General features: G+C 66.8%; 14 protein-coding genes. 6 read left to right on the top strand and 8 right to left on the bottom strand.

Features of this window, described 5'->3' with window-relative positions:
* Positions 1-24: 24 nt before the first annotated feature.
* From AXYL_RS14340 to xsc, 7 genes are all read right to left on the bottom strand, one after another.
* A complete protein-coding gene (locus AXYL_RS14340) occupies positions 25-1,047 on the bottom strand; it encodes an ABC transporter ATP-binding protein (protein WP_013393520.1) in 1,023 nt (340 codons plus the stop codon).
* Complete coding sequence (locus AXYL_RS14335; protein WP_013393519.1) at positions 1,044-2,033, bottom strand: ABC transporter ATP-binding protein; 990 nt, start codon at positions 2,031-2,033, stop codon at positions 1,044-1,046. Before AXYL_RS14335 ends, AXYL_RS14340 begins: the two co-directional genes overlap by 4 nt.
* Positions 2,030-2,932, bottom strand: a complete 903-nt coding sequence (locus AXYL_RS14330) for an ABC transporter permease (RefSeq protein WP_013393518.1) — start codon at positions 2,930-2,932, stop codon at positions 2,030-2,032. The genes AXYL_RS14335 and AXYL_RS14330 overlap by 4 nt, the downstream gene beginning before the upstream one ends.
* Positions 2,929-3,897 carry an ABC transporter permease gene (locus AXYL_RS14325; RefSeq protein ID WP_013393517.1) on the bottom strand — a complete coding sequence of 323 codons (969 nt, stop codon included), beginning with the start codon at positions 3,895-3,897 and terminating at the stop codon, positions 2,929-2,931. Before AXYL_RS14325 ends, AXYL_RS14330 begins: the two co-directional genes overlap by 4 nt.
* 12 nt (positions 3,898-3,909) lie before the next feature.
* Positions 3,910-5,487, bottom strand: a complete 1,578-nt coding sequence (locus tag AXYL_RS14320; RefSeq protein WP_013393516.1) for an ABC transporter substrate-binding protein — start codon at positions 5,485-5,487, stop codon at positions 3,910-3,912.
* 133 nt (positions 5,488-5,620) lie between these two features.
* Complete coding sequence (locus tag AXYL_RS14315) at positions 5,621-6,541, bottom strand: bifunctional enoyl-CoA hydratase/phosphate acetyltransferase (protein WP_013393515.1); 921 nt, start codon at positions 6,539-6,541, stop codon at positions 5,621-5,623.
* An 86-nt stretch (positions 6,542-6,627) separates the two neighbouring features.
* Positions 6,628-8,439 carry a sulfoacetaldehyde acetyltransferase gene (xsc, locus tag AXYL_RS14310; protein WP_013393514.1) on the bottom strand — a complete coding sequence of 604 codons (1,812 nt, stop codon included), beginning with the start codon at positions 8,437-8,439 and terminating at the stop codon, positions 6,628-6,630.
* Positions 8,440-8,599: 160 nt separating this feature from the next.
* Here xsc and AXYL_RS14305 point away from each other — a divergent pair, with 160 nt between their 5' ends.
* From AXYL_RS14305 to AXYL_RS14285, 6 genes are all read left to right on the top strand, one after another.
* Entirely contained in the window at positions 8,600-9,358 is a 759-nt protein-coding gene (locus tag AXYL_RS14305) for an IclR family transcriptional regulator (protein ID WP_013393513.1), read from the top strand.
* A 189-nt stretch (positions 9,359-9,547) separates the two neighbouring features.
* A complete protein-coding gene (dbpA, locus tag AXYL_RS14300) occupies positions 9,548-10,936 on the top strand; it encodes an ATP-dependent RNA helicase DbpA (protein ID WP_013393512.1) in 1,389 nt (462 codons plus the stop codon).
* Between the two features lie 167 nt (positions 10,937-11,103).
* Positions 11,104-11,511 carry a DoxX family protein gene (locus tag AXYL_RS14295; protein ID WP_013393511.1) on the top strand — a complete coding sequence of 136 codons (408 nt, stop codon included), beginning with the start codon at positions 11,104-11,106 and terminating at the stop codon, positions 11,509-11,511.
* A 230-nt stretch (positions 11,512-11,741) separates the two neighbouring features.
* A complete protein-coding gene (locus AXYL_RS35175; protein WP_013393510.1) occupies positions 11,742-11,906 on the top strand; it encodes a hypothetical protein in 165 nt (54 codons plus the stop codon).
* A gap of 31 nt (positions 11,907-11,937) precedes the next feature.
* Positions 11,938-13,464, top strand: coding sequence for a BcpO-related WXXGXW repeat protein (locus tag AXYL_RS14290; RefSeq protein WP_013393509.1), 1,527 nt, complete (start codon positions 11,938-11,940; stop codon positions 13,462-13,464).
* Between the two features lie 98 nt (positions 13,465-13,562).
* Entirely contained in the window at positions 13,563-14,099 is a 537-nt protein-coding gene (locus AXYL_RS14285) for a peroxiredoxin (RefSeq protein ID WP_013393508.1), read from the top strand.
* Between the two features lie 78 nt (positions 14,100-14,177).
* Here the strand turns inward: AXYL_RS14285 and AXYL_RS14280 are convergent, their stop codons facing one another.
* Complete coding sequence (locus tag AXYL_RS14280; protein ID WP_013393507.1) at positions 14,178-18,464, bottom strand: inverse autotransporter beta-barrel domain-containing protein; 4,287 nt, start codon at positions 18,462-18,464, stop codon at positions 14,178-14,180.
* Between the last annotated feature and the right edge of the window lie 22 nt (positions 18,465-18,486).

The raw sequence follows: 18,486 nt of genomic DNA, 5'->3' as shown, positions 1-18,486 counted from the left end.
CTGTCCTTCTATCGGAGGGTGGATTCATCCCTGCAGCGGCGACACCAGGACGCCATCGCGGGAGTCGACGAAATGGCAGGCCACGCGGTGGCCTGGCGCGACTTCGCGCAGAGCGGGCTCGCGCGTGGTGCAGAGCGACTGCGCGGCCGGGCAACGGCCGGCGAAGCGGCAGCCGGGCGGCGGATCGACCGGGCTAGGCGGATCCCCCGCCAGCCGCACCCGGCGGGCGGCAAGTTCGCGCCCGCCTTTCACGGTTGGCACCGCCGACATCAGTGCGACGCTGTAGGGATGCAAGGGACGCGTGAAGAAAGCGTTGCGCGAGGCCTGCTCGATGATCTTGCCCAGATACATGACGGCGATGTCGTCGCAGATGTGCTCCACCACCGCCATGTCGTGCGAGATAAACAGGAATGACTGCCCCTGCTCGCGCTGGATGCGCCGCAGCAGGTTCAGGATCTGCGCGCGAATGGCGATGTCCAGGGCGGACACCGGTTCGTCGCAGACGATCAGATCCGGCGCGCTGGCCAGGGCCCTGGCCACGTTCAGCCGCTGCCGCTGTCCGCCGGAGAACTGATGCGGAAACAGCTGCCGCTGTTCCGGCCGCAAGCCCACCAGTTCGAACATGCGGGCCACCCGTGCCTCGCGTCCGCCCGGCGGATCGATGCCCATCAGGTCCAGCGGCGACCGCACGATATCGCCCGCGCGCTGGCGCGGATTGAGAGAGGAATACGGATCCTGGAACACCAGCTGCACGCGGCGGCGCATGCGGCGCAGGGCCGAACCGCTCAACGCCGTCATGTCGGTGCCGTCGAAATGGATGGAACCCGCGGTCGGATCCGCCAGGCGCAGCACCGACAAGGCGGTAGTGGTCTTGCCCGACCCGGACTCGCCCACGATCGCCAGGGTGCGGCCGCGCTGCAGCTCGAAGGACACGCCGTCCACGGCCTTCACGACGACGGGCTTGCCATCGCGTCCGCGTCCGCCAATGGGGAAATGCACGGCAAGATCGCGCACGGACAGCAAGGCGGGAGATTGCGGTGACGTCATCGCGCGGCCTCCGGATACAGCCAACAGGCCACTTCCTGGCCCTCGCCCACTTGGACCAACGGTGGAAATGCGTCGCGGCAACGGGCCATGGCCTGCCCACAGCGCTCCATGAACGGACAGCCCGCGCCGCGCTCCCAGATCGAAGGCACCACGCCGGGAATCTCCGGCAGGTCCGGGCGGATGTCGTCGGGCTCGCGGTCCAGTTCCGGCAGACAGGCGATCAAGCCCTGGGTATAGGGATGGCGCGGCTGCGCCAGGATTTCGCGCACGCCGCCCTGCTCCACTACCCGCCCGCCGTACATGACCACCACGCGGTCCGCCATTTCCGACACCGCGCCCATGTCGTGCGTGATCAGCAGCACCGCGGTGCCGCGCCGGGCCTGTTGCTCGCGCAGCAGGTCGAAGATCTGCGCCTGCACCGTCACGTCCAGCGCGGTGGTGGGCTCGTCGGCGATCAGCACGTCCGGATCGCAGGCCAGCGCGATCGCGATCATCACGCGCTGCCGCATGCCGCCGGACATCTGGTGCGGATAGTCGTCCACGCGCCGCTCGGGCAAGGGGATACCCACCGACTTCAGCATGTCGATGGCGCGCTCACGGGCCTGGCTCTTGCTCAGGCCCTGATGCAGGCGCAAGGGCTCCGCGATCTGGTCGCCGACCGTGTACACGGGATTGAGCGCCGTCATGGGCTCCTGGAAGATCATTGATATCTTGTTGCCGCGCACCCGGCGCATGGCCTCTTCGTCATGGCCGGCCAGGTCATCGCCACGCAGGCGCACGCTGCCCCCGCCTATGCGCCCCGGCGCGGGAATCAGCCGCATGATGGCCAGCGCCGTCATGCTCTTGCCGCAGCCGGATTCGCCCACCAGGCACAGGGTCTCGCCAGGGTTCAGGGCGAAGCTCACCGCGCTCAGCACCTCGGCCGCGCGCCCGCGCGCCTGGAACTCCAGGCTCAGGCTATCCACTTCCAGCACCGGGGCGTTCATGCCCGCCCCCGCGAGTTGGGATTCAACGCATCGTTCAGACCGTCGCCGATCAGGCTGACAGCCAGCACAGTCACGAAGATGGCGGCGCCCGGCAGAGTCACGGCCCACCACGCGGTCAGGATGTAGGGGCGGTTGCTGCCTATCATCAGGCCCCAGCTCATGATGTTGGGATCGCCCAGGCCCAGGAACGACAGGCCGGCCTCGAACAGGATGGCCATGCCTATCGCCAGCGTCGCGGACACGATCAGCGGCGCCAAGGCATTGGGCAGGATCACCCGCCAGATGATGCGGGCGTCGCCCGCGCCTATCACTCGTTCCGCCAGCACGTACTCGCGGCGCTTCAGGCGCAGGAATTCGCCGCGCGCCAGCCGCGCCGTGCCTGTCCAGCTGACCACGCCGATCGCCACCGCGATAGTCACGAGCGAAGGCGAGAACAGCGTCACCAGCACCATGGCGAACAGCAAGGTGGGCAGCACCTGGAAGAACTCGGTGATGCGCATCAGGGTTTCGTCGATCCAGCCGCCGTAGTAGCCCGCCAGCGCCCCCACCGTCAGCCCGATGGCCATGGACAGCACCGCCGCCACCACGCCCACCAGCAGCGTGGCGCGGCCGCCGTAGACCATGCCGGTCAGCACGTCGCGGCCCAGGTAGTCCGTGCCCATCAAGGCGTCCGCGCCCGGCGGCGTCATCGGCGCGCCGGCGATCTCGAACGGGTCCGCCTGCATGACCATGGGGCCGAAGATCGTCACCGCCAGGATGACGGCCAGCAGCAGCACGCCGGCCAGCGCCGAGGGATTGCGCGCAAACACCCGTAGGGCCTCGTAGGACGGGCGGGCCGGCGGCCGCGCCGCCTGGGCCTGCAAGGCGGCAACGGGAACGGCGGAAGGAGTCTGGCTCATGAGGTCTTGATCCTGGGATCGATCAGGCGGTAGGCCAGATCGGTAAGCTGATTCATCACCACCACCAGCAGCGAAGCGAACAGCAGGATGCCCAGCAGCGTGGGATAGTCGCGCCTGAGCACGGAGTCGAATGCCAGCCGGCCCAGCCCCGGCCAGTTGAAGACCGTCTCGACCAGGATCGCGCCCGCCAGCACATTGCCGAACTGCAGGCCCAGCATGGTCACCACCGGCAACACGCCGTTGCGCAGCGCGTGCTTGTACAGCACGGTGCGTTCCGGCAGGCCCTTGGCGCGCGCGGTGCGGATATAGTCGGCCGACAGGGCCTCCATGACGCTGGCGCGCGCCAGCCGGCTGTACTGCGCCAGGTAGACAAACGCCAAGGTGAAGGCCGGCAACACCAGGTGGTGCAGCACGTCCAGTACGCCGGCCCAGCCGTCCTGCGGGCCGCCGGCAGAGCGCATGTCGGACACGGGAAAGATCGGCAACACCGAGGCGAACAGGATGATGAGGATGATGCCGGTCCAGAACACCGGCGCGGAATAGCCCACCACCGACAGCAGCGTGATGCCTTGCGACAGCGGCCCATTGGGTTTGCGCGCGGCCAGCGTGCCCAGCAGCGTGCCCGCCAGGAAGGCGCTCAGCACCGAAGTCACCACCAGCAGCAGCGTGGCCGGCACGCGGTCCCAGATCAGCTGCGCCACCGGCACGTTGAAGAAGTAGGAATAGCCCAGGTCGCCGCGCAGCACCTGCATCAGGTAGATGCCCAGCTGCGTCAGGAAGGGTTTATCCAGCCCGTACTGCGTGCGCAACTGCGCCCGCAGTTCTTCGCTGATGCCGCCCATGGAGCCCGCGATGGTCTCGACCGGATCGCCCGGCGAGATGTGGATCAGCAGGAAGTTCAGCGTCACCACGGCCAGCAGCAGCACCAGCGCATAGGCCAGCCGACGCAGGAGATAGCGCGTCATGGCGGCTCCCCCTTACTGCAAGTAGGTATCGTCCATGGGCGAGATGACGCCCCAGATCCCGTCCGGCAAGCCGTGCACCTTCTTCGAGGACAAGGTGTGGTACGGAATGACCGTGAGGAAGTCGATGGGTACGTCCGCGGTGACCAGGCGCTGGAATTCGGCATACAGCGCGCGGCGCTTGTCGGCGTCGGTCTCCGTGCCAGCCTGTTCCAACAGCTCGTCCACCTTGGGATTTGCGTAGGACTGCGTATTGGTCCAGATGATGTCGCGGATGTTGCTGGACAGATAGGTGCGGTGCACGCCGATCACCGGATCGCCCCAGTTGAAGACGATGTCGGTGGTCATGTCGAAATCCTTGCTGGCGATGCGCTTGGCCCAGGTCGGGAAGTCCGGCGAGGCGCGCACCTGCACCGCGATGCCAACCTTCTTCAGCTGGCTACGCAAGTACTCCGCCACGTTCTTGCCCTGCACGTCGGAACCCGGCATGTAGTCCACGGTCAGCGACAGGCGTTCGCCCTTGGCGTCCTTTTTGAAGCCCGCTTCTTCCAGCAGCTGTTCGGACTTCTTCAGGTCCAGCGGATACTTGGCGACGTCCTGCGTGGCGAACGGACTGGTGCCAATGATGGGACCGTCGGCAGGCTTGGCGAAGCCGGCGTTCAGCGCCTTGGTGATGAAACCCTTGTCGGTGGCGTAGGCGATGGCCTGCCGCACCCGCACGTCGTTCAGCGGCTTGCGCGCAGTGTTGAAGGCCAGCCAGCTCAGCGCGCCTATGCCTTCGTAGCCCTTGCTGGTCATGACGATGGCGGGATTGTCCTTGGCGCGCCGCAGGATGGTGGGCTCGGTCATGAACGGCAACACGCCGATGTCGCCACGTTCCAATCCGATCAGCAAATTGGTGGCGTCCGGATTGATCTTCACCACGATCCGGTCCAGGTAGGGCTTGCCGGGCAGGAAGAATTTGTCGAATTTCTCCAGCACGATTTCCTGGCCGGGCTTGAACTCCTTGAACTTGAACGGACCCGACCCGACCACGTCGGCCGAGTTGCGCGGATGGTTCTTCAGGTCCTGGCCGTCGTCATAGATGTGTTTGGGCAACACCGGCATCAAGGCCGGCGACAGCGCCAGCAGGATGGCCGGATGCGGCTTGTTCATTCGCAACACCACCGTGTAGGGGTCCGGCGTGTCCACGGCCTCCACCGGCGCGAACATGGTCTGGAACGGGTGGTTCTTCTTGACCGCCATGATGGAGAACGCCACGTCGGCCGAGGTCACCGGCTTGCCGTCATGGAACAGCGCGTCCTTGCGCAGATGCAGGGTCAGCGACTTGCCGTCCGGCGCCAATTCCCAGGACTGCGCCAGATAAGGTTGCGGCTTCCAATCGGCGTCATAGCGCAGCAGGCTGGCGAACAGCTGGGTGCTGGGCAAGGCGGTGGCGATGCCCGACTGCACCGCGCCGTTCAGGTGACGCGGCACTTGCGTCGAACCGATCACCAGCGTGCCGCCCGGCTTGGGCGCGTCCGCGGCCATGGCTCCGCCCGCCAGGGCCAGCGCCGTCAGAATCGTGGTCAGGCATTTTTTTGCGCTGCGCATGTTCTACCCCTTGATCTTGTGTGTCGCGAACCATTCAACGGATGGCCTTGGGGGTAGCGTATCCAGCCTGAGGGTCCAGGCTTAGTACCAAACCGCCGGACTTTTTGGAGCCAGTCGCGTCGACGGCCGGAATTCAGACGGCCCGCGCCCGCGCATACAACGAGGCCACCGCGCAGCTGTTGACGCGGGCTTGCATGGAATCGGAGCGGCTGGTCAGCAGCACGGGCACGCGCGTGCCCAGCACCAGCCCGGCCGTGCCGGCGCCGGCCAGCCAGGTCAGTTCCTTGTAGAGCATGTTGCCGGCCTCGATATCGGGCACCAGCAGGATGTCGGCATCGCCCGCCACACGCGACACGATGCCCTTCTGGTCGGCCGCCTCGCGCGAGATGGCGTTGTCGAAGGCCAGCGGGCCGTCGATATCGCCGCCGCGGATCTGCTGGCGGTCCGCCATCTTCGACAGGGCCGCCGCATCCAGCGTGGCGGGCATGGCAGGATTGACGGACTCGGTGGCGCACAGCACCGCGAGCTTGGGCCGTTCCACGCCCAGCGCGCGCGCCAGGTCGATGGCGTTCTGCGCGATATCGGCCTTTTCCTGCAGGGTCGGCGCGATGTTGACGGCCGCGTCGGTCAGGATGAAGAGCTTGGGATAGGCCGCCACCGCCATCACGAAGGCATGGCTGATGCGCCTGTCGGTGCGCAGGCCGGCATCGCGCGCCACCACGGCCGCCATGAAGTGGTCGGTATGCAGGCTGCCCTTCATCAGCATGCGCACGGCGCCGTCGCGCGCCAGCGCTGCCGCGGCGCGCGCAGCCTGCACTTCGTCGTCGGGCGTGTCGAACACTTCCAGTTCGCCTGCGCGCAGCCCCAACTCCGCCATCAAGGCCCGCAACCTGTCCGCCGGGCCGACCAGCACCGGTTCGATATAGCCCGCGTCGCGCGCTTGCACAGCCGCGCCCAGGCTGGTCGGACACAAGGGATACGCTACCGCGGTACGCAAGCGTCCGGCTGACAGCGCGGCATTGCGCAGCGGCTCGAACAAGCTATCGCTTTCCATTTCGGTCTGCTCCTGCCGCGGAGTCCGCGGCGCCTGGCGGGAGAAGTCCGGCGTGGCCGCCGCCGCGCCGGACGAACGCTACGCGGTCAGCGCTTGGCGGGATCGATCGACAACGGCACCTCGCCCGGATGGAACGGCTGGTTCACGTACTGCTTGTACTTGTCCAGGAAGCGCACCGGCTGCTTGAGGGCGTCGCGGCGGAACGGGTCGCCCAGTTCCTGGCTGACCATCATCTCCAGCACGGTGGTCTTGCCTTCGGACTGGGCCTTGCAGGCGGCCTGCAGAGCGGCGCCCACCTGGTCGGCGTGCTCCACCCGTATGCCTTCCGCGCCCATGGCCCGCGCCAGTTCGGCGAAGTTCGGGTTCAGCAGGTTGCTGCCGACGAAGCGGCGGCCGTAGAAGTCCACCTGGTTCTTCTTTTCCGCGCCCCATTGGCCGTTATGGAACACCACCGCGGTCACCGGTATCTTCTCGCGCACGCAAGTCAGCAGTTCCTGGAAGCTCATGCACCAGGCGCCGTCGCCGACGTAGGCCACGGCCGGCCGGTCGGGCCTGCCCAGCTTGGCGCCGATCAACGCCGGCAAGGCGTAGCCGCAATTGCCGAAGCTCATGGCGGCCAGCATGGAATTCGGCTCGTCGAAGCGCAGGTAGCTGTTGGACACCGAGCAGATATTGCCGATGTCGGTGGACACCATCACGTGCTTGGGCATGGCGCGTTCCAGCTCGCGCAGCATGCGGCGCGGATGCATGCGGCCGCCGCCGTGCTCGATGATGTCCAGGCTCCAGTCGTCGCGTTCATGCGACCAGCTGTCCAGTTCCTTCTCCCATTCGGCCTTCTGCGCCGCGATCTGTTCGCCGCGTCCCGCCTTGGTGGCGGCGCAGGCGACCTCGCGCCCTTGCAGCTTGGCGGCCAGCGCCGCCGCAGCGGGCTTGGCATCGCCGCAGATGCCGACCGACACCGGGCGCACCAGGCCCAGCATGCGGTGGTCGGCGTCCACCTGGATGATGCGCGCGCCCTGCGGCCAGTAGTCCAGCCCGTGCTGCGGCAAAGTACCGAAGGGTCCGAGGCGCGTACCCAGCGCCAGCACCACGTCGGCCTGCGACAGCAGCTTCATGCCGGCCTTGGCGCCCTGGTAGCCGAGCGGGCCGCACCACAGCGGATGGCTGGCCGGGAAGGCGTCGTTGTGCAGGTAGCTGGTGACCACCGGCGCGCCCAGCAATTCGGCCAAGGCCACGCATTCGGCCTGGCCCTCCGAGAACAGCACGCCGCCGCCCGCCACGATGACGGGGAACTTGGCTTGCGCCAGCATCTGCGCTGCCGCCTCCAGATCCTCTTCCGAGCCCGGACCGCGGCGGATGCGGCGCGGCTCGGGGATGGCCACGTCGATCTCGCCATAGAAGTAGTCGCGCGGAATGTTCAGCTGCGTAGGGCCGCGCTCGGCCAGCGCGTTGTCGAAAGCCTTGGCGGTGAACTCGGCCATGCGGTCAGGCCGATTCACGTGCGCCTGGTACTTGGTGATGCGCGAGAAAATGGGCAGCTGTTCGGTTTCCTGGAAGCCCCCCAGCCCCATGCCCGCGGTGCCGGTTTCGGGCGTGATCGCCACCACCGGGCTGTGCGCCCAATAGGCGGCCGCTACGCCGGTCACGAAATTGGTGATGCCCGGGCCGTTCTGCGCGATGCAGACACCGTGACGGCCGGTCACGCGCGAATAGCCGTCGGCCATGTGCGCGGCGCCCTGTTCGTGCACCGTGGGAACGAAGCGGATGCCCGCCGCCGGAAACAGGTCCAGCGCGTCCATGAAGGCCGAGCCGACGATGCCGAATACGTCCTTGACGCCCTGGGCGACCAGCGTTTCCACAAACGCTTCGCTAGGGGTCATGTGTTGCTTGCTGCTCATGGTCTCTCTCCTGGCAGGCCGGCGGTGTCGGATTGCATCTGGGCCGGCATGATCCGATACTGCAGCAGAAACCTCGCCGCTCACACCCCGCTGCGTTCCATTTTCTGCAAAATCCGTGCAAAGATGGGAGGCAAACCGCCGAATCTTCAATTATTGAAAGATGAAAGACGAATCCTCCGCAGCGCTGCGCGCGCTGACCCTGCTGGAACAGGTGGCCCGCTCCGGGCAGCCGGTATCGTTGGCCGCGCTGACGGACGCCACCGGCCTGCCCAAGCCCTCGGTGCTGCGCATCCTGTCGCGCCTGGTCGACGCCGGCATGCTGCTGCGCGAGCCCGCTGGCAAGAGCTACGTCAGCGGCCCGCGCCTGAGCGCGCTGGCGCGCGACACGCTGCTGAACTCGCCCTTGCGCGGCGAGCGCCACCGCATCCTGGACAGCCTGGTCGACGAAATCGGCGAGACCTGCAACTGCACCATGCTGGACGGCGACGAGGTCATCTACCTGGACCGCGTCGAAACCGCCTGGCCGCTGCGGGTCAACCTGCAATCGGGTTCGCGCGTGCCACTGCACTGCTCGGCCAGCGGCAAGTTGTTCCTGGCCCATATGCGGCGCGAGGCGCGCCAGCGCCTGCTGGCCGCGGCGCCGCTGCCGCGCTACACGCCCAACACGCTGTGCGACGTGGCCGCGCTGGAGCAGGAACTGCGCACCATCAAGAAGGAAGGCGCCAGCTTCGACCGCGAAGAATTCCTGCTGGGGATCGTCTGCATGGCGGTGCCCATTCTGCATGGCACACGCGCCATTGCCGCGGTCGCCTTGCACGCGCCCGTGGCGCGGCTTTCGATCGACGGTGCGCGAGCCTGGCTGCCGCGCATGCAGGAAGCCGCCCGCGCGCTGGCCGGCACCTACGAATCCGAGGCCTGACGCCGCCCCGCGCCTGTTTCCGCACCACCCGGGGCTCTCATTCCCGGCTGCCGTATTCCCGGCTCTTGTTTCAGGGTCCATCGGCCGCAGGCATTACACTCTTGGGCGTATGCGGTTCACGCAACCGCCCCCTTTCCTTTGCCGCCGGGCCGCCCCCCCCGGGGGCAGAAAGCGACTATCCCTCTTATCGTGACCGACACCTCCTTTACCTCCCTGCCCCTGCTGCCCGCCCTGCTCGACAATCTGAAGAGCCTGGGTTTCGAGCAGATGACGCCCATCCAGGCGCAAAGTCTGCCGCTGATCCTGGAAGGCCGCGACCTCATCGCGCAGGCCAAGACCGGCAGCGGCAAGACCGCGGCCTTCGGCCTGGGCGTGCTGCAAAAGCTCGATCCCACGCGCCTGACGCCGCAGGCGCTGCTGGTGTGCCCCACGCGCGAACTGGCCGACCAGGTTGCGCAGGAACTGCGGCGGCTGGCGCGCCAGATCGCCAACGTCAAGATCCTGACCCTGTGCGGCGGCGCCGCCGCCCGTCCCCAGGCCGAATCGCTGGCGCGCGGCACCCATCTGGTGGTGGGCACGCCCGGCCGCATTCAGGACCACCTGGAACGCGGCAGCCTGGACCTGTCGGGTCTGAACACCCTGGTGCTGGACGAGGCCGACCGCATGGTCGACATGGGTTTCTATGACGATATCGTGGCCATTGCCTCGCACTGTCCCACCAAGCGCCAGACGCTGCTGTTCTCGGCCACCTACCCCGACAACATCCGCAAGCTCAGCGCCCGCTTCCTGCGCAATCCCGCGGAGGTCAAGGTCGAGGCGCAGCACGACGCCAGCCGCATCGAGCAGATCTTCTACGAAATCGATGACAAGGACCGGCTCGACGCGGTGACGCGCCTGCTGGCGCATTTCCGTCCGGAATCCACGCTGGCCTTCTGCAACACCAAGATCCGCAGCCACGACCTGGTCGAACGCCTGCAAGCCGAAGGCATCAGCGCCCAGGCGCTCAACGGCGACCTGGAACAGCGCGAGCGCGACGAGATCCTGATCCAGTTCGCCAACCGCAGCTGCGCCGTGCTGGTGGCCACCGACGTGGCCGCGCGCGGCCTGGACATCCAGAACCTGGGCGCCGTCATCAACGTCGACGTCACCAAGGACACCGAGGTCCACGTGCACCGCATCGGCCGCAGCGGCCGCGGCGAACAAAAGGGGCTGGCGCTGAGCCTGTGCTCGCCCGAGGAAATGCGCTGGGCCAACCTGATCGAGCAATATCAGGGCGCGCCGCTGGTGTGGGGCGACATCAAGACGCTGCGGCCCAAGGCGGACCGCCCCTTGCGCGCGCCCATGATCACCCTGTGCATCCAGGGCGGCAAGAAGGACAAGCTGCGTCCGGGCGACCTGCTGGGCGCCCTGACCGGCGATGGCGGCCTGACGTTCGAGCAGGTCGGCAAGATCAACATCACCGAGTTCAACTCCTACGTGGCGCTGGACCGCCAGATCGCCAAACAGGCGTTCTCGCGCCTGTCCAACAGCAATATCAAGGGTCGACGCTTCCGCATGCGCTATCTGGAAGAGTTCTGAGTGTCGTCAGGCGACAAAAACTTGATGATTTCGCTCGGGTTTTGCAATAATGGCGCGGCCTGCCCTGGCGGCCGTCCTGCCCGCGATCATCGGGGCGCGGAACCAACGGCTCGCAACCTGTTCCAACGGCCGCGGTCCCCTTTCAACCAATAGAAGAGAAACTCACCATGATCAAATCCGACGACACCGGCAAGCTGATCCTGCGCCTGACCCTCGGTATTCTGATTCTGCTGCATGGCCTGTTCAAACTGACCGGCGGCGGCGTCGGCGGCATCAGCGGGATGCTGTCCTCGCACGGCTTGCCCGGTTTCCTCGCCTATGGCGCCTACGTCGGCGAAATCCTCGCTCCCGTCCTGATCATCGTCGGCATCTACACCCGCCTGGGCGGCCTGCTGATTGCCATCAACATGCTGGTCGCGATCCTGCTGGCCCACTCCGGCCAGATCAGCAGCCTGACCAACAACGGCGGCTGGGCGCTGGAACTGCAAGGCATGTTCCTGTTCACCGCGCTGGCCATCGCCTTCATGGGCGCAGGCCGCTTCAGCCTCGCCGGCAACGGCGGCCGCTGGAACTGATAGCCGTAACACGGCGATACGCGGTACACAGGGGTCGCCGAGGCGGCCCCTCTTCATTTGCGCGGACATTGATACGAACGACATCGACGGTCACGCAGGCGCAAACATCCGTCACCGGAAAGCTGTTTCGGAACGATTACAGTGCAGAACCATGGGGTCTGCCCTGTGGCCTAATCCTGACGAGCGCAACAAAGGCGTGAGCCACGCCAGGCGCTCGGCAGGAGTCGCAAATGAAGAAGAGTCTGTTGCTGATGCTGGCCATGTCCAGCGCCTTGACTGGATGCGTGGTGGTGCCCGCCAGGCCGGCGTACTACCGCCCTGCGCCGGTGTACTACACGCCGCATTATTACTACCCGGCATATCCAGCCCCTCATTACTACTATCGTGGCTATTGATCCGCGCGCCCGTTGCGCAAAGGAAAAGACCATGAACATCTACTCCCGGATCCTCCGCCCGCGCCCCCTGGCCGCGGCCGTTCTGCTGGCCGCCTGTACCAGCGCCACGGCGCAGACCTATGCGCCGCCGCCCGCGCCCGCCGCGCCCGTCTATGACGATGGCGATCCGGCCAACGCCAACCTGGCGCTGGTGGACCGCAGTCCGGAACCGCCGCCTGCGCTGCCCGTGTATGTGCAGCCGGCCGCGCCCGCAGACGGCTATATGTGGGTACCCGGCTACTGGAGCCGCAATCGCTACGGCTTCTTCTGGGTCCCCGGCGCGTGGGTGCTGGCGCCCTATCCCGGCGCCCTCTGGACACCGGGATACTGGGGCTTCGTGAACGGCGTGTACCTGTGGAACGCGGGCTACTGGGGCCCCCACGTGGGCTTCTATGGCGGCATCAACTACGGCTTCGGCTACACCGGCCTGGGCTACGTGGGCGGCTACTGGAAACGCGACCGCTTCTACTACAACCGCTCCGTCACGAACGTGAACATCACGCGCGTGACCAACGTCTACAACCACACGGTAGTCGTGAACAACGTCGACAACCGCCGCGTCAGCTACCACGGCGGCCCGTCGGGCATCCGGCGCGACGCGGACCCGCGCGAACTCGCCGCGCGCAAGGACCGGCATTCCCAGCAGACCGATATGCAGCGCGGCTATGTGCGCGATGCCGGGAACAACCGGGCGCAGTTCTATGACCACAACAAGGGCCGTCCGCCCCAGGCGTACGTGGACCATCAATCCAACGGCAGGCCGCCTGAAGGCCAGCGTCCGGGGAATGGACGCGACGGCCGGGACAACAACGGGCGCGACAACCGTGGCGGCGGCGACCGCAGCCCGGATCGCGGGGATATGCAGCGCGGACGCGATATGACGCCCGGGCAGCAAGGCCGCCCACAGCCGCCGCAGGCACAACAGGTGCGCGAGCAACAGCAGCGCGATCAACAGGCACAGCAGCAGACGCGTCAGCAACAGCAGCGTGATCAACAAGCTCAGCAGCAGGCGCGTCAGCAACAGCAGCGTGATCAACAGGCCCAGCAGCAGGCGCGTCAGCAACAGCAGCGTGATCAACAGACACAGCAGCAGGCGCGTCAGCAACAGCAACGCGATCAACAGGCACAGCAGCAAGCGCGCCAGCAACAGCAGCGCGACCAGCAGGCACAGCAGCAGGCGCGTCAGCAGCAGCAGCAGCAGCAGCAGCGCGACCAGCAGGCACAGCAGCAGGCGCGTCAGCAACAGCAGCGCGACCAGCAGGCACAGCAGCAGGCGCGCCAGCAACAGCAGCGCGACCAGCAGGTCCAGCAACAGGCGCGCCAGCAACAGCAGCGCGACCAGCAGGCACAGCAGCAGGCGCGTCAGCAACAGCAGCGCGACCAGCAGGCACAGCAGCAGGCGCGTCAGCAACAGCAGCGCGACCAGCAGGCACAGCAGCAGGCGCGTCAGCAACAGCAGCGCGACCAGCCGCGCGGGGATGGAAACGGCAATGGCCGCGGCGGGCCCGGGCGTGACTAGCCCCGGCCGCGGCCGCCAGGCCGCGCGCTGGACCCTCGCCGCTCACAGGGCTACAGTAGGCCTGTTGCCGCCCGGCCCCTGAAACTCTGGAGATTCCGATGAAGCGCATTGCCCCCTGGTTACTGCTCTGCGGCCTGCTGGCCGGCCCTACGGCCCAGGCCGCGCTGGACGTGGGCGCCCCTGCGCCGGAATTCAGCACCGAGGCTTCGCTGGGCGGCAAGGTCTATACGTTCTCGTTGAGCGAGGCGCTCAAGCAAGGTCCGGTGGTCCTGTATTTCTTTCCCGCCGCATTCACCCAGGGCTGCACGATAGAAGCGCACAACTTCGCCGAAGCCACGGACGAATACAAGTCCCTGGGCGCCACCGTCATCGGCGTGTCGACCGACAACATTGATACGCTGAACAAGTTCTCGGTCAGCGAGTGCCGCGGCAAATTCGCGGTGGCGGCCGACGGCGACGGCAAGATCATGAAGGCCTACGACGCCGTCCACGACAAGCGCCCGGAATACGCGCAACGCATCTCCTACGTGATCTCGCCGCAAGGCAAGATCCTGTACGAATACACCGACATGAATCCGGATTCCCACGTGGCCAACACCATGCGCGCCCTGCGCGACTGGAAGGCCAGGCAGTAGGCGGCGCCGGCAGGCAGCGCGGCGCCAAGGCATACGCCGGGACCAGCCTGGCCAGAGCCTACGTGACTGTCTTGGCCGTCATGGCTGCGGCGGGGTGATGGCGCGTGACGCGAATTTCACGCGGACGGTCTTGCCCGGATCCGCCGCCACTGTCCTGGCGGTCAGCACCGCAGTACCGGCGGAAGTAGGCGCGCGCAGTTGAACCGTGGCCATACCGCGAGCATTGGTGCTGCTGGTGGCCGCGGCCAGGGTGCCGCGGTTGGTCGTCCAGTTGACGATGATGCCCGCATCCTCCAGATTGCCGTTGGCATCCTTCACGGTCGCAATGAGGGTCACGGTATCAGTCCCGTTGGCCCGCCCGGAGTTCTTGCTGGCGGTCAGGGAGGCAACCCCGGGGGATAGCGGGTCGGCCGTCAGAGTCACGCTAACGGTCGCGCCCGAATCCCCCGCTCCCGCCGTGGCGGTCACCGAGGCCAGGCCGGCGACGGTCCCTGCCGTCAGCACGGCCGTGGCTGCGCCGTTGGCGTTGGTTTTGCTGGTAGCACCATCCAGGGTGCCGAGGTCGGAACTCCAATTGACGACGAGGCCCTCGCCCCAAGGATTGCCATTGCCGTCCTGCACCATCGCCGTGAAGATCACGGAGTCGCGGCCATTGGCCACGATGCGGGTCTTGCTGGTGGCAGCACTGCCGACGCGAGGAGAGGATGGGCTGTGTTTGAAAGTCACCACGGCGAAACTGTTGTTCTCATCGTTGGCTCCCGCCTTGGCACTCACCGACACCTCGCCCGCCACGGTCGGCGCGGTCAGCACGATGCGGGCTGCGCCGGCGGCATCGGTCATGCTCGTGGGCGCGGCCAAGGTACCTCCCGTCGTCGTCCAGTGCACGGTGATGCCGGCGCCCACCGGGTCGTTAAACTGGTTGCGCACGACAGCCGTGAAGATAGTGGTGCCGATGCCGTCGGCCACGCCCGTATTCTTGTTGGCGTTCAAGATATTGACGTAATCCCGGGACGGGTCCGCCACGTAGTTCATGACTAGGGTCTTGCCCGGATCCCCCGCTACGGCCTGGGCCTTCACCAAGACTGCGCCGGCCGAGAAATGCGTTACGGTGTTGGTAGCCGTTCCGTCCTGAGAAGTCGTGCTGGTAGCCTGATCGAAAGTGGCGGCGTCGCTGCTCCAAGTGATGGTGACACCCGCGCCGACAGGATTGCCATAGGCGTCTTGCACGGTCGCTCTCAGATTGACCCAAACGCCAGCCGGAAAGGTGGTGCTGGTGCTGCGCAAGGGAAGGAGCGAAACCACGCGGGCGGTGGACACATCGGCCGTGAAGGTGACGGAGGCGGTCTTGCCGGCATCCCCGCTTGCCGCCTTGGCAAGGATGGACGCCACGCCGGCCGCCGTCGGCGCGGTCAGCACGATCGTGGCCTGGCTGCTGGCGTTGGTCACGCTGGTCGCGCCCGCGAGGGCACCCATGGTGGCGCCCCAGTTGACCGCGACGCCCGCGCCCACCGGATTGCCCCCCGCGTCCGTAACCGTGGCCGTGAACGTCACGGTATCCCTGCCGTTGGCCACGCCGGTGGTCTTGCTCGGGCTGAGCTCGATGACGTGCGCGCTGGACGTGTCGACGGTGAAGGCGATGGCAGCGGTCTTGCCAGGATCGCTGCCCAGGCTCCTCCCCTGCCGGACAGGCGCGCACTTGGCGGTGACGGTCGCCTGACCAATCATGGTCGGCGCCGTCAGGACGACCGTAGCCTGGCTGCTGGCGTTGGTGACGCTGGCGGCGGCAATGGTGCCCCGATCGGTGGTCCAATTGACGGCGACGCCCGCCCCCACCGGACTGCCGCGGCCATCATCGACTGTGGCCGTGAGCGTGACGGTGTCGGTGCCATTGGCCAAGCCGCTGGTCTTGCTTGGCGTCAGGACGGCCACGCGCGCCCTCAGCACGTCGGCGGCGAAGACGGCCGAGGCCGTCTTGCCAGCATCGCCATCCGCAGCCTTGGCAGTAATGGTCGCCATGCCGGGGACGATGGGCGCGGTCAGCAGCACCGTTGCCTGACTATTGGCGTTGGTGACGCTGGCGGAGGCGATGACGCCCAGATTGGCGGTCCAATTGACGGTGATGCCGGCGCCGACCGGATTGCCACGGCCATCTTCAACCGTGGCCGTGAAAACCAGGGCATCCGTGCCATTGGCCACGCCACTGGCCTCGCCGGGCGTAAGCAGGACCACACGGGCGCTTGAGGGATCTACCACGAAGGCGATCGCAGCAGCCTTGCCCGCATCGCCGCTTGCGCCCCTGGCGCTGATGGCCGCCACGCCCGCCACGGTGGGCGCTGTCAGCACGATCATGGCCTGGCTATTTGCATCGGTGCTGCTGGAGGCGGCGCTCAGTGTGCCGAGGCTGGCGCCCCAATTGACGGCGATGCCCGCGCCCACCGGATTGCCCCGGCCGTCGGCAACGGTGGCTGTGAGAGTCACGGTGTCAATACCGTTGGCCAGGGCTGTGGTCTTGGCGGACGTGAGCAGCACGACCTTCGCATCGGATGCGTCGAGCAGAAAATCCACGGACCTCGTCTTCCCCGGATCGTCGACCCCAGCCTTGGCGGTGATGTCCGAGGTGCCCGGAACGTTGGCGGAAAGCAGTTCCGCCACCGCCACGCCGCTCGCATCGGTATTGCTGCTGCCGCTGGAAAGCCGGCCGCCGGTGGCCGTCCAATTGACCGCCACCCCCGCGCCTACCGCGTTGCCCTTGCCATCCTTGACTGTCGCCGTAAGCACGGTCTTGTCCCGGCCGTTTGCAAGGATGGACACTGGAGTCACATCGAGCTGCGCGACGTTCGCCGAACTTGTCGCTGCAAGGAATTCGGCCTCGCTGCGGCCCTTGAAGCCTTGAGCTTCCGTTGCCTCGACTTCGACCATGGCGGCGACCTGGCTGCTGACCATGACGAACGCCAGTCCGTCCGCATCGGTCCGGTCCGAAGACTCCTTGATGGCGCCGGGCCCGTGCAAGGTCCAGGCAATGGCGCGCCCGGCCATGGGTTCCGCCTGGACGCCGCGGACCTGGGCCGTAAACCTGACGCTGTCCATGCCGTCGGCCAGAGCCACGGCTTTCGAGCGCGCGACGCTGAGGCTGAGCGGATTGACGCTTACCTCCATGACGTTCGAACTGATTTTCCGTCCGTGCGCATCGATGGCCGTTGCCGTCAGGCGATAGGTGTTGACGCCGCCGATGTTGTAGGCAGGCAGCGTCATCGCCCCTGACGCGCCGCCGCCATAGGGCATGGTAAAAGCCGCCGCCGAACCGGACCATTCGACCGTGGGTGCCTCCCCGGCCCCCACGATGGTCACCGGAAAACTGAGCACCGTCTGCGGATAGCCTCTGGTGGCCGCTGGCAGCTGGATCGTCAGCGGGGCGTTTTTCTTGTATTCCAGGACGATTTCGTTATTGCGCTCGACCAAGTCCATGTGCATGCCAGCCAATTGGCGGCTGCTCGCGACGCCGCCCGGCTCCAGCTGCTTGGCCAAGGGCACGCCTATCGCGTACTTCACGCCCAGCTTGAAGCTCGTGTCGGACTTTCCGCCCTGCCCCATGCGATGGTCCAATCCCAAGGTGACGGCCGGCGCCGGCGTATACGACACGCCCAGGGTCCAGGCACGGGGATTCTTCTGCCGGTTGCTGGCGCCGAACAGGCCGACATCATCGCCGTAGTACTTCTCGAACATCAGCTTGCCGCCCAACTGCGGATACCAAGGCAAATAGCCTTCGGTCCTGATATCCCAACCGCTGGCCGGGCGTTCCTGGTAGCCGCGCTCATCGGGCGAACGCTTCCAGTCGCTCAGGCGGAAGTAGCCGTTCAGGCTGAGCTTGAGATAATCCGCCCACCATTCACCGCCCAGGCCCAGCCGCCGATGGCCGCGCGAAACGTCCTGATCCAGGAAGGCGTTGCCGCCCACCATGAAGCCGTCGGCGAAATGGCGGTATCCCAGGCCAAGGTTGACCGTGGTCCGATAGGACTCTTGCAGCAGGTTGGTCCGGCGCGCGCCGAACTGCGAAAAAATCAGACCGGTCCCGGCATCGTGTAGCGGGAACAGCATGTCCAGGGCGCCCCCATGGAAGCTGCCCAGCAGGTCCAGCCTGGCGGTGCCGAACTGGCCCAGCCAGCTTTCGGCCGCCCGCTTTGCTACGCCGGTGGCCTTGCCGCTGGCCAGCGATCTGGCGTCGGCACTCGCCATTTGATTGGGATTGGCCGGCAAGGGACGGCCTTCCAGATCGGGCGCGGGATCCAGCGTGCCCGCGGCCCGGCTCCGCGCCTGCGCGGCATCCGGGTCCGGCGTTTCGCCGGCGGCTTCGGCCCTGGCCGTCATGGGTGGAGCGTTGCGTTCGGAA

It is taken from the genome of Achromobacter xylosoxidans A8, assembly GCF_000165835.1.
Taxonomy (GTDB): domain Bacteria; phylum Pseudomonadota; class Gammaproteobacteria; order Burkholderiales; family Burkholderiaceae_B; genus Achromobacter; species Achromobacter xylosoxidans_B.
Note: the sequence above shows the minus strand (reverse complement) of the source record. Positions and strands in the feature narration are given on the sequence as shown.